11 protein-coding genes and 4 tRNA genes are annotated in these 13,156 nt (G+C 57.2%); 8 read left to right on the top strand and 7 right to left on the bottom strand.

All coding sequences use genetic code 11. The annotated features are described in order from the left end of the window. Window positions 1–42 precede the first annotated feature (42 nt). The 7 genes from clpX to E4T21_RS08825 all read right to left on the bottom strand — a co-directional run bounded on the left by clpX (window position 43) and on the right by E4T21_RS08825 (window position 4,387). On the bottom strand, window positions 43–1,341 hold the full coding sequence (gene clpX / locus E4T21_RS08855) for an ATP-dependent Clp protease ATP-binding subunit ClpX (RefSeq protein ID WP_149284645.1): 1,299 nt from the start codon (window positions 1,339–1,341) through the stop codon (window positions 43–45). Between the two features lie 79 nt (window positions 1,342–1,420). Beyond that, a complete protein-coding gene (gene clpP / locus E4T21_RS08850) occupies window positions 1,421–2,041 on the bottom strand; it encodes an ATP-dependent Clp endopeptidase proteolytic subunit ClpP (protein ID WP_149284644.1) in 621 nt (206 codons plus the stop codon). 79 nt (window positions 2,042–2,120) lie between these two features. Continuing rightward, window positions 2,121–3,461 (bottom strand): trigger factor, encoded by a 1,341-nt coding sequence (tig, locus tag E4T21_RS08845; protein WP_149284643.1) that lies wholly within the window; start codon window positions 3,459–3,461, stop codon window positions 2,121–2,123. A 391-nt stretch (window positions 3,462–3,852) separates the two neighbouring features. Further along, window positions 3,853–3,927, bottom strand: a tRNA-His gene (locus E4T21_RS08840). 103 nt (window positions 3,928–4,030) lie between these two features. Continuing rightward, window positions 4,031–4,105 (bottom strand) — tRNA-His (locus tag E4T21_RS08835). Window positions 4,106–4,165: 60 nt separating this feature from the next. Further along, window positions 4,166–4,242 (bottom strand) — tRNA-Arg (locus tag E4T21_RS08830). A 68-nt stretch (window positions 4,243–4,310) separates the two neighbouring features. Continuing rightward, window positions 4,311–4,387: transfer RNA gene (locus E4T21_RS08825), tRNA-Pro, on the bottom strand. Between the two features lie 388 nt (window positions 4,388–4,775). On the opposite strand from E4T21_RS08825, the gene folD reads away from it, so the two are divergent. The 8 genes from folD (at window position 4,776) to nth (ending at window position 13,127) form a co-directional block, all read left to right on the top strand. Beyond that, entirely contained in the window at window positions 4,776–5,639 is an 864-nt protein-coding gene (folD, locus tag E4T21_RS08820; RefSeq protein ID WP_149284642.1) for a bifunctional methylenetetrahydrofolate dehydrogenase/methenyltetrahydrofolate cyclohydrolase FolD, read from the top strand. Between the two features lie 195 nt (window positions 5,640–5,834). Continuing rightward, on the top strand, window positions 5,835–6,302 hold the full coding sequence (locus E4T21_RS08815; RefSeq protein WP_149284641.1) for an S-ribosylhomocysteine lyase: 468 nt from the start codon (window positions 5,835–5,837) through the stop codon (window positions 6,300–6,302). Window positions 6,303–6,339: 37 nt separating this feature from the next. Then, window positions 6,340–7,080: a 5'-methylthioadenosine/S-adenosylhomocysteine nucleosidase gene (mtnN, locus tag E4T21_RS08810; protein WP_149284640.1), complete on the top strand. Its 741-nt coding sequence runs from the start codon at window positions 6,340–6,342 to the stop codon at window positions 7,078–7,080. Window positions 7,081–7,241: 161 nt separating this feature from the next. Further along, complete coding sequence (locus E4T21_RS08805; protein WP_149287119.1) at window positions 7,242–7,523, top strand: hypothetical protein; 282 nt, start codon at window positions 7,242–7,244, stop codon at window positions 7,521–7,523. Between the two features lie 186 nt (window positions 7,524–7,709). Then, window positions 7,710–9,203: a tRNA uracil 4-sulfurtransferase ThiI gene (gene thiI, locus E4T21_RS08800; RefSeq protein WP_149284639.1), complete on the top strand. Its 1,494-nt coding sequence runs from the start codon at window positions 7,710–7,712 to the stop codon at window positions 9,201–9,203. Between the two features lie 91 nt (window positions 9,204–9,294). Continuing rightward, the gene (gene metG / locus E4T21_RS08795) at window positions 9,295–11,337 is read left to right on the top strand and encodes a methionine--tRNA ligase (RefSeq protein ID WP_149284638.1); all 2,043 of its coding nucleotides are present in this window, start codon (window positions 9,295–9,297) and stop codon (window positions 11,335–11,337) included. Between the two features lie 10 nt (window positions 11,338–11,347). Then, window positions 11,348–12,349 carry an RnfABCDGE type electron transport complex subunit B gene (locus E4T21_RS08790; protein WP_240349338.1) on the top strand — a complete coding sequence of 334 codons (1,002 nt, stop codon included), beginning with the start codon at window positions 11,348–11,350 and terminating at the stop codon, window positions 12,347–12,349. A gap of 142 nt (window positions 12,350–12,491) precedes the next feature. Further along, the gene (gene nth / locus E4T21_RS08785) at window positions 12,492–13,127 is read left to right on the top strand and encodes an endonuclease III (RefSeq protein ID WP_149284636.1); all 636 of its coding nucleotides are present in this window, start codon (window positions 12,492–12,494) and stop codon (window positions 13,125–13,127) included. Window positions 13,128–13,156 lie beyond the last annotated feature (29 nt).

Genomic DNA, 13,156 nt, shown 5'->3' with positions numbered 1-13,156 from the left:
AGCAGTGTCGCGACGACCGGCGTCACGCACGAATGTGTGACATCAACCATCGGTGCCATCAACGCGGGCCTGCTCTTCCTGCTCAGCCTGAGAGTAGATGAGCAGAGGGTCACTTTCTCCTCCGATCACCGAGGCATCGATGACCACCTTGGAGACACCCTCCAAAGAAGGGATTTCATACATGGTATCGAGCAACACCGATTCCATGATGGAACGCAGACCGCGAGCACCCGTCTTGCGAGCCATGGCTTTGCGGGCCACAGCCTGGAGCGCATCTTCACGGAAGTCCAGTTCGACACCCTCCATCTCGAACAAGCGGCTGTACTGCTTGACGAGGGAGTTTTTCGGCTCAGTGAGGATCTGGATCAAGGCATCCTCGGTCAGCTCTGTCAGCGTCGCAATCACGGGAAGACGGCCGACAAACTCAGGGATCAGGCCAAACTTGACCAGGTCCTCTGGCTCCACCTCACCAAGCAGCTCGCCGACACCCTTGCTCTCATCCTTGCTCTTGACCTCAGCATTGAAGCCGATGCCACCGGTCTCGGCACGGTCGCGAATGACCTTGTCGAGGCCAGCGAAAGCGCCACCAACAATGAACAGGATATTGCTGGTATCAACCTGCAGGAACTCCTGCTGCGGATGCTTGCGTCCACCTTGTGGAGGTACCGAAGCCGTCGTGCCTTCGATCAGCTTGAGCAGTGCCTGCTGCACCCCTTCTCCCGATACGTCACGGGTGATGGAAGGATTATCGGACTTGCGTGAAATCTTGTCGATTTCATCGATATAGACAATACCCCTCTCGGCCTTGTCCACATCGTAATCGCACTTCTGCAGCAGCTTCTGGATGATATTCTCGACATCCTCGCCGACATACCCCGCCTCAGTGAGCGTGGTGGCATCAGCAATGGTGAAGGGAACATTGAGCAAGCGCGCAAGCGTATCGGCAAGCAGCGTCTTGCCGCTCCCCGTTGGCCCAATCAGCAGAATGTTGGACTTACCGAGCTCGATGTCATCCTTGCTGCTACTCTTCGCCCCATGACGCAGACGCTTGTAATGATTGTAGACCGCCACAGACAGCACCGTCTTGGCGCGGTCCTGGCCGATCACATAATCGTCGAGAGTGTGGCGAATCTCGCGCGGAACGGGCAGACGCTCCTCTTCACTCTCGGCATCGGCATCGAGAACTTCTTCGCGAATGATGTCGTTACACAGGTCGACACATTCATCGCAGATATACACGGAAGGACCGGCAATCAGCTTGCGTACTTCATTCTGGTTCTTGCCACAGAACGAGCAATACAGCAGCTTGCCATTGTCGTCCTTGCCTTTGCCGTCGGCCATTCGCGTACCTCTCTGACAGCGGTGGCCACGAATGGCCACCGGGAAATCACGTATTCACAGCGCGCAAGACTGCACGCTATCAGGATACTGGCCGCTTATCCAGCACTGCGTCGATCAGGCCATACTCTGCAGCCTGAGCGCCACTCATGAAGTTATCACGGTCAGTATCTCGGGCAATGGTGTCAAGGTCCTGACCAGTATGATGGGACAGAATCTTGTTCAGCTTTTCACGGATTCCCAGGATCTCACGGGTATGAATCTCGATATCCGTGGCCTGCCCCTGATAACCACCCAAGGGCTGATGAATCATCATCCGTGAGTTGGGCAGGCAGTAACGCTTGCCGGCTGCGCCTCCAGTCAGCAGCAACGCACCCATGCTGGCTGCCTGACCAATACATACAGTAGACACGTCAGGCTTGATGAACTGCATGGTGTCATAGATTGACATACCCGCCGTTACCGAACCGCCCGGTGAATTGATGTAGAGATGGATATCCTTGTCCGGATTTTCGGACTCGAGGAACAGCAACTGGGCCACCAGCAGGTTGGCCATGTAGTCTTCCACCGGTCCCACGAGGAAGATCACGCGTTCCTTGAGCAAGCGGGAATAGATGTCATAAGCACGCTCGCCGCGGGCGCTCTGCTCGACGACCATGGGCACCAGGCCCCCGGCGGCGCGAATGTCGAACTCGTTGTGCATGGGAAGATGTCCTTACATCCGGTGTGATTGGGGGAAGAGACGACAAGGCCGGCCCAGCGGGCCGGCCTGCGGCGTGCTATCAGGCGTCTTCGCCTTCCTGCTCGTCGTCATCGCCCGGCTGCTGCGCTGCCGCCAGAGCATCCTGGTAGGACATTTCCACGTCCTTCACAGTAGCCTGCTCAAGCAACTGAGCCACAGCCTTCTCTTCAAGCAGAGCAGATTTCACCTGAGTTTTCATCTGCTCATTGTTCATATAGTACTCGACAACCTCTTCCGGCTGCTGGTACTGCTTGGACAGGTCCTCGACCTTGGCCTTGATCTCATCATCGCTGGCTTCCAGCTCGTTGGCCTTGATCACTTCGGCCAGCAGCAGACCAACCTTGACACGGGTCTTGGCCTGGTCAGCAAACAGTTCGTTAGGCAGCTGGCTGACATCAAAGTCCTCACCCAAGCCAAACTGTTGAGCAGCCTGACGCTTGAGGACATCGGTTTCCTGCTGGATCAATGTCTGAGGCACTGGAATATCGTTGGCCTTCTGCAGAGCGCTCAGTACCTGGCTCTTGACGCGGTTTTCCACCGCCTGGCCAGCTTCGCGGCTCATGTTGCTCTTGATCTCGGCACGGAAGGCCTCGACATCGCCGCCTTCGACGCCAAACTTCTCGATGAAGTCCGCATCGATTTCAGGCAGAGCCTGACCCTGGACGCCATGCACCTTGACCTTGAAAGTTGCTTCCTTGCCCGCCAGGTTCTCGGCCTGGTAATCCTCGGGGAAGGTCACCTTGATTTCCTTGTCCTCACCAGCAGCGGCACCGATCAGCTGATCTTCGAAACCAGGAATGAAGCTGCCAGAACCCAACACCAGGTTGTGGCCCTTGGCGCTGCCACCTTCGAAAGCTTCATCACCGAGGAAACCTTCGAAATCGATGCTGACCTGATCACCATCGGCCGCAGCACGTTCGACATCTTCCCAGGCGGCATTCTGCTTGCGCAGAGTCTCGATCATCTCATCGACATCGCTATCGGCAATATCGACCACCGGACGCTCGACTTCTGCGCCTTCGATAGACGCCAGCTCGATCTCCGGGTACACCTCGAGGACGGCAGTGAACTCAAGGTCCTTGCCGGCTTCATTAACGTTGGCCTCGATCTGGGGCCAACCAGCCGGATTGAGCTTTTCATCGGTGATGGCGCGCACATAGCGCTCACGCATCACTTCGCCCACGACCTCGTTACGTACTTCCTGACCATAGCGCTGACGAACTACCGACATCGGCACCTTGCCCCTGCGGAAGCCGTCGAGACGGACATTCTTGGCGGCATCCTGGAGACGGGCGGCTACGGCCTCGTCGATCTCGGCGGCCGGCACCTGGATGTTGACGCGGCGTTCGATCTGGGAGGTCGTATCGACGGAAACTTGCATGAATAATCCTCTACCGACTGGAGTCGTACTGGAACAATGTAAAACATCAAAGAAAGGATTTTATGAATCCCTTTGAGCACTGGCAAGCGCGAACCCTACCACTATGGGGCCCCTTTTCACTATTACAAGGGCAAAACCATGGCAACATGCGCAAAAACTGTCGTGATGACGATGCCGGATCATGTCGACCATGCCCAACACAGTGCATCAATACAATACGAAACAATGAGGGCAGCCTGCAGGATCGACAACATCCACATGAAAATCAGAGGCCAGAAGACCAGGAACGAGATGTGTTCTAGCAAACCTTGCCAGCAGAGCACGCCAGCGCAAGCGCCTTGGCGAAGGAGAACCGAGAAGAAAGAGAAGCATACAGGAAAGGTCAAGGCAATGGGGTGGATGATGGGGATCGAACCCACGACCACCGGAGCCACAATCCGGGGCTCTACCACTGAGCTACATCCACCACAACCTTGAAGATCTGCCTTGTAGACCTTCAGCCAACCCAGATCATCGTCTACACGAGACATGGACCAGCAAGTCACTACAAAATCAGTTACTGCATCGAGTGGGGTGGATGATGGGGATCGAACCCACGACCACCGGAGCCACAATCCGGGGCTCTACCACTGAGCTACATCCACCATATCGATAACAGCTTGCCTGACACCACCGGAAGACCCAGGATTGGCCGCCACACGACGTGGCACGCCCAGCAGGACTCGAACCTGCAACCTACGGCTTAGAAGGCCGTTGCTCTATCCGGTTGAGCTATGGGCGCATACTACACAACCACATGCTTCACCACAACCTTGCCGAAGAATATTCTTCAATACAATCAACAAGTTGTGGTCGGGGTGGAGGGATTCGAACCCCCGACATCCTGCTCCCAAAGCAGGCGCGCTACCAGACTGCGCTACACCCCGTCGGCACAAGTTGCACGGCCCTTGACGCTGCCTTCACAGGTCTTGCCAAGCGCTGCGTATTCTACGGAAATCTGACCCGGCGTCAAGCGGATAGATAAAATTCCTTGTAAACACTATGCAACGACACAACGCCTACATCTATATGCCAACGCGCTCAATCCGTCATATACCTACACACTCAATCTGTGCATCGCCATGCCCCCTACCCTTCGACACCCTGGGACATCAGCCTCCGCATCAAGGAGCCCATCTCTCTATGCATGATCCGGAGATACAGAAGATACTGAGAGGAAGTCATGCAACAAGCCGGTTCCACTGAACGACCCGGCATGCGAAAATCCTTGCGCATTTTTGTGCCTATCCACTTTTCTTGTGCTGAGGGAAGCCAATGACCGCCCAACTCATCGATGGTAAATCGATAGCCGCCTCTGTTCGCCAGCAAGTTGCCCGCCAAGTGCAGGCACGCCGTGAAGCCGGCGCCAGGGTCCCGGGACTGGCGGTCGTGCTGGTCGGAGAGGACCCCGCTTCCGAGGTCTATGTGCGCAACAAGCACAAGGCATGCGAAGAAGCGGGCCTGCACTCCGTCAAGCACACCTTGCCAGCGTCCACGACTCAGGCAGAACTGGAGGCACTGGTCGACCAGCTGAATGCAGACCCCAGCATTGACGGCATTCTGGTTCAGCTCCCCCTACCGAACCACCTCGACTCCCGCCCAATCCTCGAGCGCATTCTACCAAGCAAGGATGTAGACGGTTTTCACCCCTACAACCTGGGCCGCCTGGCACAACGCCTTCCTCTGCTTCGCCCCTGCACTCCCAAGGGCGTCATGACCCTGCTCCAGCACACTGGGCTCAAGGTGCGCGGCCTCAATGCCACAGTGGTCGGGGCATCCAACATTGTCGGTCGCCCCATGGCACTCGAATTGATGCTGGCAGGTTGCACCACCACGGTATGCCACCGCTTCACCCGAGACCTCGAACAGCATGTCCGCCGTGCAGAGGTATTGGTCGTCGCTGTCGGCAAGCCCGGCCTGGTGAAGGGCGAGTGGATTCGCGAAGGCTCCATCGTCATCGATGTGGGGATCAATCGACAGGAAGATGGCACTCTGGTAGGTGACGTGGACTTTGCCACCGCTTCAGAGCGCGCCAGCTACATCACTCCCGTACCGGGCGGCGTCGGCCCCATGACTGTCGCCAGCCTGCTGGAGAACACGCTGATGGCAGCAGAACTGCATGATGCCGAGCAAGTCTGATCATCTGCATGGACAGCCAGTTCTATTGAACAAGATTGAAGGCATCATCCGTGCGCAATCTGCTGATTCCTAGGCATAGGAATACATGTCGTGCTTCCCTGAGGCGTCCTCTGGTGCGGACGCCTCAACACTTTAGTAGAATGAGCGCCCACTTTTTCTTTTATCGTTACATCAGTTTCTCGCGAGGTCCGCGCCATGAGCGACAAGAAGATGAATGTCGAAAGCTTCAACCTTGATCACACTAAGGTGAAGGCCCCCTATGTCCGCTTGGCCGACATCAAGACTGGCGAGAATGGTGACCGTATTCACAAGTACGATCTGCGCATCTGCCAGCCGAACCGCGAACACATGGAAATGCCTGCACTCCACTCGCTGGAGCACCTGCTGGCCGAGCTGTCACGCAATCACTCCGACAAGGTAGTGGACATCAGCCCCATGGGCTGTCAGACCGGCTTCTATGTTGCCATGATCAATCATGATGACTATGACGATGTCCTCAGCCTGATCGAGAACACTCTCAAGGATGTACTCACCGCAACAGAAGTGCCTGCCTGCAATGAAGTGCAGTGCGGCTGGGCTGCGAGCCATAGCCTGGAAGGCGCCCAGGCACTGGCAAGGGACCTCCTGGCCAAGCGTGACGAATGGACCCAGGTCTTCGCCTGAGCCCTCATTTCACTTCGTTCAGGAGAATCCACCCTATATGAAACGTATTGGCATCATTGGCGCCATGGCTCAGGAAGTTGCCATTCTGGCCAGCCAACTGGAAGACGTTACCACTCGCACCCATGTCGGCTCCACCTTCCACATAGGCCGCTTGCACGGCGCAGAGGTAATCCTGCTGCAATCCGGCATTGGCAAGGTGAATGCCGCGATTGGCACGACACTGCTGCTGGATAACTATCAGCCAGAAGCCATCATCAACACCGGTTCTGCCGGCGGGTTTGGCGAGGACTTGAATATTGGCGACATCGTCGTTTCCAGCGAAGTTCGCCATCACGACGTCGATGCTGTGGTATTCGGTTATGAGCACGGCCAGGTACCCAACATGCCAGCCGCCTACCTCCCCGATGAGCGCCTGGTAAAGGTGGCAGCCGAATGTGTCGAGGCCATGGGCGAGGTCAAGGTCACCGAAGGCCTGATCGCCACTGGAGATGTCTTCATGGCTTGCCCAGATCTCGTTGCCCGCACCCGTACCCGCTTCCCGACCATGCTGGCAGCAGAGATGGAAGCTGCAGCCATTGCCCAGACCTGCCATCTCTATGGCTGCCCTTTCGTGGTCATCCGCGCGCTCTCTGACATCGCTGGTCAAGGAGACAACCATTTATCCTTCGAGGATTTCCTCGAGCAGGCTGCCGAACATTCCAGTCGCATGGTCGGTGCCATGGTGGCGCGCCTGGCCTCCCCGGCCACTCAAATCGACACGCCCGCCGAACAGGCCTGAGCAGCTCCAGACTCGAAACATGATAGCGTCGCACCATCTGCCTGGACGCTATCATGAAATGGTCAGCCCGGCGGCTTCGTCGCGGCGTCACTGTCACGCACGCCCACCAAACGTGGTATTTTGGTGGCACATTGCTTAGCTTGCCCATGAGGAACGCGCCAATGGCATCTTCCGAAATTCAAAAAACCCGGATTATCAATGAGCTAAAAGGGTTTATCAGAAAGCTGCTCCAGGATCCCAAGATTCTCGATGCCTCTCTGGAAATCGCCCGCCGGCACCTGTCCGAAAATGCCGAAGGCGACGTCATGGCCGCCATTGCCAACGAAATATCCGACACCACCAGCATCCATATTCCCGAAAACCCCGACGATCATTCGGAAGCCGATAAACTGTTCCTGGAGCTGCTGAAAGAAGTCATACAGGAAGAACAGGCCCTTTACTGACAGCGCACTCGAAACGACTGACTCCCGGTTCATCAGAACAGCGCATCAGGCCAGTACATCATAGAGAGCAACGCCGTGGCCTGTCGGTCGCGGCCCACATGTTCCCATCCACCACTCGCCCTGGCTTCTTTTACCTCGCTCACTAAATCCGTTGCCGGACTTGCATTTTCTTATCTGAAGTTTCCCATGGACTATCACCTCACACTTGCTCCTGACATCACTATCAAGTCCCGCTCGGTACGCCGCCACCTGACAAAGTGCCTGGCCCGCAATGTCCGCAATACATTGCGCCGCTCAGAGCCTCAGGCTGTCGTATTGAATCAGTGGGACCAATTGATCGTGCGCCTTCCCCAGAAACTCTCTGCTGACCTGCGCGCAATTCTCGAAAAGTCCATGACCCGAATACCAGGAATCCACCGCATTTCCCGGGTAAGAATGTCGGAGTTTGGTGATCTGGACACGCTGATTGAAAAGGTGGCGGATGAATGGGCACCACGCATCTCCGGTAACAGCTTTCGGGTCAGCGTCAAGCGCAGCGGCCAGCACGACTTTCGTTCGGTTGACCTGGAGCGCCGCTTGGGAACCGCCCTCCTTGAACGCGCCGATGATGCCCGTGTCAGCTTGACCGCAGCACAAGTCGATGTGCGCTTGCGCATCGACCAGCAAATCGTCATGCAGGAAGACACAAACTGGCCTGGCGCCGGAGGCTTCCCCATTGGCACTCAAGGCCAGGCTCTGGTACTGATGTCTGGTGGCTTTGATTCACCCGTGGCAGCGTGGAAGATGATGCGGCGCGGCATCAAATGCCACTTTCTATTGTTCCGCTTTGCCGGAGAAGATCAGGAGCGCGCAGTAAGAGCCATTGCCTTGCGCCTATGGCAATTGCATGGCTCTTCTCACAATATCACCTTCACTACGATACCTTTCGAAGACGTTATCGATACTATTCGCCGTGATGTTCCCGACGGCCTGATGGGTGTCGTACTGAAACGCCTGATGATGCGTGCCGCCGAACGGGTTGCCATACGTGCCCGCCTGCCCGTACTGGTCACGGGTGAAGCCATCGGCCAGGTATCAAGCCAGACGCTGGCCAACCTGAGCCTGATCGATGGGGCCTGTCGCCTGCCGATCCTGCGTCCCTTGCTGACGGATGACAAGCAGGACATCATCGATATCGCAAGACACATTGAAACAGCTGAGCTATCCGAGGTGATGCCTGAATATTGCGCCGTCATCTCACGCAAGCCTCACGTCAAAGCGCCCTGGCCACTTGTGGAAGCAGCAGAAGCCGCCTTGCCGGAGGATCTACTCGACAAGGCCATTGCCAATCTACATCGCTGTGCTGTTGATGCCCCCATGGAACCTGATGACGCACAGGACTCCGACGAGATCGACACCATCAGCCTTGCCAAACTGCATGAGTTGAGCGGGCCAAGACCTCAAGTCATTGATGTCCGGGCCCCGGACCAGGCAGAAGCCAACCCGCTTCAACTCGATGACTGGGATATACGGCATATCCCCTTCTACGAGCTTGCCTCACAGGGTAGCCTGCTTGATCCGCAAGGCTCTTACGTCCTGTACTGCGAACAGGGCATCATGAGCCGCCTGCAGGCACTACATCTCAGGAGCCAGGGATTCGTCCATGTTGCCGTGCTGAGCAGCAAGTCGAGCCAGGCCTGAGGTCATCACCGATACGGAGGATCCAGCGTTTCCCTGAGGCTGGATCCTAGCTACAATCGTCGCCTATTTTTAACGGGATATTTGTACTGCCATGTCCAACGCCACACCTGCCTCGCGCAAGATCCTGGTCACCAGTGCCCTGCCCTACGCCAATGGTGCCATCCACCTGGGTCATCTGCTGGAATACATCCAGACTGACATCTGGGTGCGCTTCCAGAAGAGCCGCGGCCACCAGTGCCATTATGTGTGTGCTGACGACGCCCATGGCACTGCCATCATGCTACGGGCCGAACAGGAAGGCGTTACCCCCGAAGAACTGATCAACCGCGTGTCGCAGGAACATCAACGCGATTTCTCCCGCTTTGGCGTGGCATTCGACAACTACCATTCGACCCATTCCGAAGAAAATCGCTACTTCAGCGAATTGATCTACAAGCGCCTACGCGACAAGGGGCATATTGCCACGCGTGACATCGAGCAGATGTACGATCCGGTCAAGGGACTGTTTCTGGCTGACCGTTTCATCAAAGGCACCTGCCCCAAGTGTCATACCGCAGATCAGTACGGCGATAACTGTGAAGCCTGTGGCGCCACCTATACGCCGGCTGACCTTATTGATCCGGTATCGGCCATTTCCGGTGCTACGCCAGAGGTCCGCAGTTCTACCCATTATTTCTTCAAGCTGCCGGACTTCGCTGACTTCCTGAAATCCTGGATCGATGACGGACACGTGCAGCCCCAGATTCGCAACAAGCTGATGGAATGGTTCGAGTCCGGCTTCAATGAATGGGACATCTCCCGTGATGCCCCCTATTTCGGCTTCGAGATCCCCGACGCTCCAGGCAAGTACTTTTATGTCTGGCTGGATGCCCCCATCGGCTATCTGGCCAGCTTCAAGAACCTGTGCGAGCGCGACGGTCTCGATTTCGACAGCTACTGGCGCAGGGACTCCGATGCCGAGGTTTACCACTTCATCGGCAAGGATATCGTCTATTTCCATGCCCTGTTCTGGCCGGCCATGCTGCATGGTGCCGAAATGCGTACTCCCAGCGCCGTGAACTGCCATGGTTTCGTCACCGTCAACGGTGCCAAGATGTCCAAGTCTCGCGGCACCTTCATCAAGGCAGAAACCTACGCTGAACACCTCAATCCGGAGTATCTGCGTTATTACTTCGCGGCCAAGCTTGGCAGCCGCGTAGATGACCTTGACCTCAACCTCGAGGATTTCGCCCAGCGCGTCAATTCCGACCTGGTAGGCAAGGTCGTCAATATCGCCAGCCGCTGCGCCGGCTTCGTCAAGAAGCTCGGCGGTGGCCGTCTTTCCGCCGAGTGCACCGAACCTCAGATGCGCGAACGCTTCATCACGGCTGGCGAGGAAATCGCGAGCTACTATGAAGACAGGGAATTCGCCCGTGCCATGCGCTTGATCATGGAGCTGGCCGACGAGGCCAACACCTACATTGCCGACAAGGCTCCCTGGGCCCTGGCCAAGGAAGATGGCCGCGAACAGGAAGTGCTGGACATCTGCTCCATGGGAATCAACCTGTTCCGCCAGTTGATGGTCTATCTGGCTCCCGTGGTCCCGGCCATGGCCGAACAGACGGCCAGCTTCCTGAAGCTTGACTCTCTGGACTGGAACAGCCGCGAACAGTGGCTGGTTGACCATGAGATCGCCAAGTTCAAGCCACTGATGACCCGCGTCGAGACAGATCGTATCAATGCCATGATCGAAGCATCGAAGGAGGATCTGGTGGAAGAACAAAAGCTCAAGGAGGCACCCAAGGGCCCCTTGGCAGATGACCCCATTGCCGAACAGATCACCTTTGACGACTTTGCCAAGGTCGACCTGCGCATTGCGCGCATTGCAAAGGCAGAGTATGTGGAAGGTGCCGACAAGCTGCTGAAGCTGACGCTGGACCTTGGCGGTGAAACCCGCCAAGTGTTTGCCGGTATTCGCCGGGCCTATGCTCCTGAAGCACTGGAAGGCAAGCTGACCGTGATGGTTGCCAACCTGGCTCCGCGCAAGATGCGTTTCGGCATGTCAGAAGGCATGGTCCTGGCTGCCGGCGACAACGATGGCATCTACCTACTGGAACCCCATAGCGGCGCCAAGCCGGGCCAGCGCGTCAGCTAAGCCAACGGTGATGAATCAGCACGCCCTGATCGAAGCCATCGATGCCACCTTGCCGCAGACTCAATGCGGCAAGTGTGGGCATGCCGGCTGCCGCCCCTATGCCGAAGCCATCGCGGCCGGAGAACCCATCAATCGCTGCCCCCCCGGTGGAGAAGCAACCATCGTACGGCTTGCCGAACTCACCGACCGCGCCATCCTGCCGCTCGAACAACCTGCTCAGTCACCGTTGACAGCGTGGATACGTGAAGACGAGTGCATTGGTTGTACCAAGTGCATTCAGGCCTGCCCTGTCGATGCCATTCTGGGGGCAGCCAAGCATATGCACACGGTCATCACTGACGAGTGCACTGGTTGTGAACTGTGCATCTTGCCATGCCCGGTTGACTGCATCGACCTGTTGCCGCACCCCGGCTGGCAAGCGGCCAACGATGATACCGAGCGCCAGGCTTACCTCGCTCAGCGCGCAAGCAATGCCCGCCAGCGCTTCCTGGCACGCAACCAGCGACTGGCCCGACAGGCAGAAGAACGCCGCCAACGTCGCGCCAAACGTCTGGCAAGTCGAAATACCAGCCAAGGCATGGAAAAAGATGCACATGCGTGCGCAGACCAGAGCACCGGCCAGCCAGCGCATGCATCAAGCGTGTCACCCAGCAGCCTGCGCACCAAACGCGTCAGTTTGCTGGCCAGTCTCAAGCGTGTGTCCCGACAGCAGCAACAGAATGGGCTTACGGATGCTCAAGGTGCCGAGCTGGAGCGGCGTGCAGCCGAGTTGCGCACACGCCTCGCCGATATCGATCAGCAGTTGAGCAATACCAGCACAGCTCAGCCCGGTCCAGGCCAGCGTCAGCGCCGCTTTGCCGTCAGTGCAGCGGAGCAATCACTGCGCCGAGCCCAGCAGCAACTTGCCCACGCTGTGCGTCAGAACGACCCTGCGGCCATCGCCAATGCGCAACAACAGCTTGAACAGGCCAAGCAGATACTTGCCGATGCTCGTGCCGCCCAACCGTCCTGATGTCCATCTGGATAGGCGAGCCCATCGGAGCGGTAATGTATAATCGGCGCTGATGACGCTACAGGGCCTTGTGACGTCCCGGCATCACCTCAGGCGCCGGGACGACGCAACCCTTGTCCTTACTTCTGATATCGGCTCACTCATGAATGCCCAGATACGCCTCGAAATCTTCACACGCCTACGCGAACATAACCCCGAGCCTACTACCGAGCTGAACTGGTCTACGCCCTTCGAGTTACTGGCGGCGGTGCTGTTATCCGCCCAGGCCACTGACGTGGGTGTCAACAAGGCGACTGCCCGTCTATTCCCGGTAGCCAACACGCCACAGGCCATCATCGACCTGGGTATCGATGGTCTCAAAGAGCACATCAAGACCATTGGCCTGTTCAATACCAAGGCCGAAAACCTCATGAAGACCTGCCATCTTCTACTGGAGCGCCACAACGGCGAGGTTCCCCAAACACGCACTGCCCTGGAGGCCTTGCCAGGAGTCGGACGCAAGACGGCTAACGTGGTTCTCAACACTGCATTCGGCCAGCCCACCATCGCCGTGGACACACATATCTTCCGAGTGTCCAACCGCACCGGCATCGCCAAGGGCAAGGACGTTGTGGAAGTGGAGCAAAAGTTGCTGCGCCACGTCCCCAAGGAGTTCAAGAAGGACGCTCACCACTGGCTGATTCTGCATGGCCGCTACACCTGCGTGGCTCGCAAGCCCCGTTGCGGGAGTTGTGTCATTGAGGATCTGTGCGAGTTCAAGGACAAGACCGAGCTCTAGGGGCTGCCACTCATGCCATGGTGGTCGTC

This window comes from Halomonas binhaiensis (genome assembly GCF_008329985.2).
Classification (GTDB): domain Bacteria; phylum Pseudomonadota; class Gammaproteobacteria; order Pseudomonadales; family Halomonadaceae; genus Halomonas; species Halomonas binhaiensis.
This window is presented reverse-complemented; position numbering and strand designations above follow the sequence as displayed.

Excerpts from the sequence above, each read along its gene's own strand:
- mtnN (WP_149284640.1), top strand. The coding sequence starts at position 6,340 with ATGAAACGTATTGGCATCATTGGCGCCATGGCTCAGGAAGTTGCCATT.
- nth (WP_149284636.1), top strand. The coding sequence starts at position 12,492 with ATGAATGCCCAGATACGCCTCGAAATCTTCACACGCCTACGCGAACAT.
- tig (WP_149284643.1), bottom strand. The coding sequence starts at position 3,461 with ATGCAAGTTTCCGTCGATACGACCTCCCAGATCGAACGCCGCGTCAAC.
- E4T21_RS08790 (WP_240349338.1), top strand. The coding sequence starts at position 11,348 with ATGAATCAGCACGCCCTGATCGAAGCCATCGATGCCACCTTGCCGCAG.
- clpP (WP_149284644.1), bottom strand. The coding sequence starts at position 2,041 with ATGCACAACGAGTTCGACATTCGCGCCGCCGGGGGCCTGGTGCCCATG.
- E4T21_RS08805 (WP_149287119.1), top strand. The coding sequence starts at position 7,242 with ATGGCATCTTCCGAAATTCAAAAAACCCGGATTATCAATGAGCTAAAA.
- folD (WP_149284642.1), top strand. The coding sequence starts at position 4,776 with ATGACCGCCCAACTCATCGATGGTAAATCGATAGCCGCCTCTGTTCGC.
- E4T21_RS08815 (WP_149284641.1), top strand. The coding sequence starts at position 5,835 with ATGAGCGACAAGAAGATGAATGTCGAAAGCTTCAACCTTGATCACACT.
- thiI (WP_149284639.1), top strand. The coding sequence starts at position 7,710 with ATGGACTATCACCTCACACTTGCTCCTGACATCACTATCAAGTCCCGC.
- clpX (WP_149284645.1), bottom strand. The coding sequence starts at position 1,341 with ATGGCCGACGGCAAAGGCAAGGACGACAATGGCAAGCTGCTGTATTGC.
- metG (WP_149284638.1), top strand. The coding sequence starts at position 9,295 with ATGTCCAACGCCACACCTGCCTCGCGCAAGATCCTGGTCACCAGTGCC.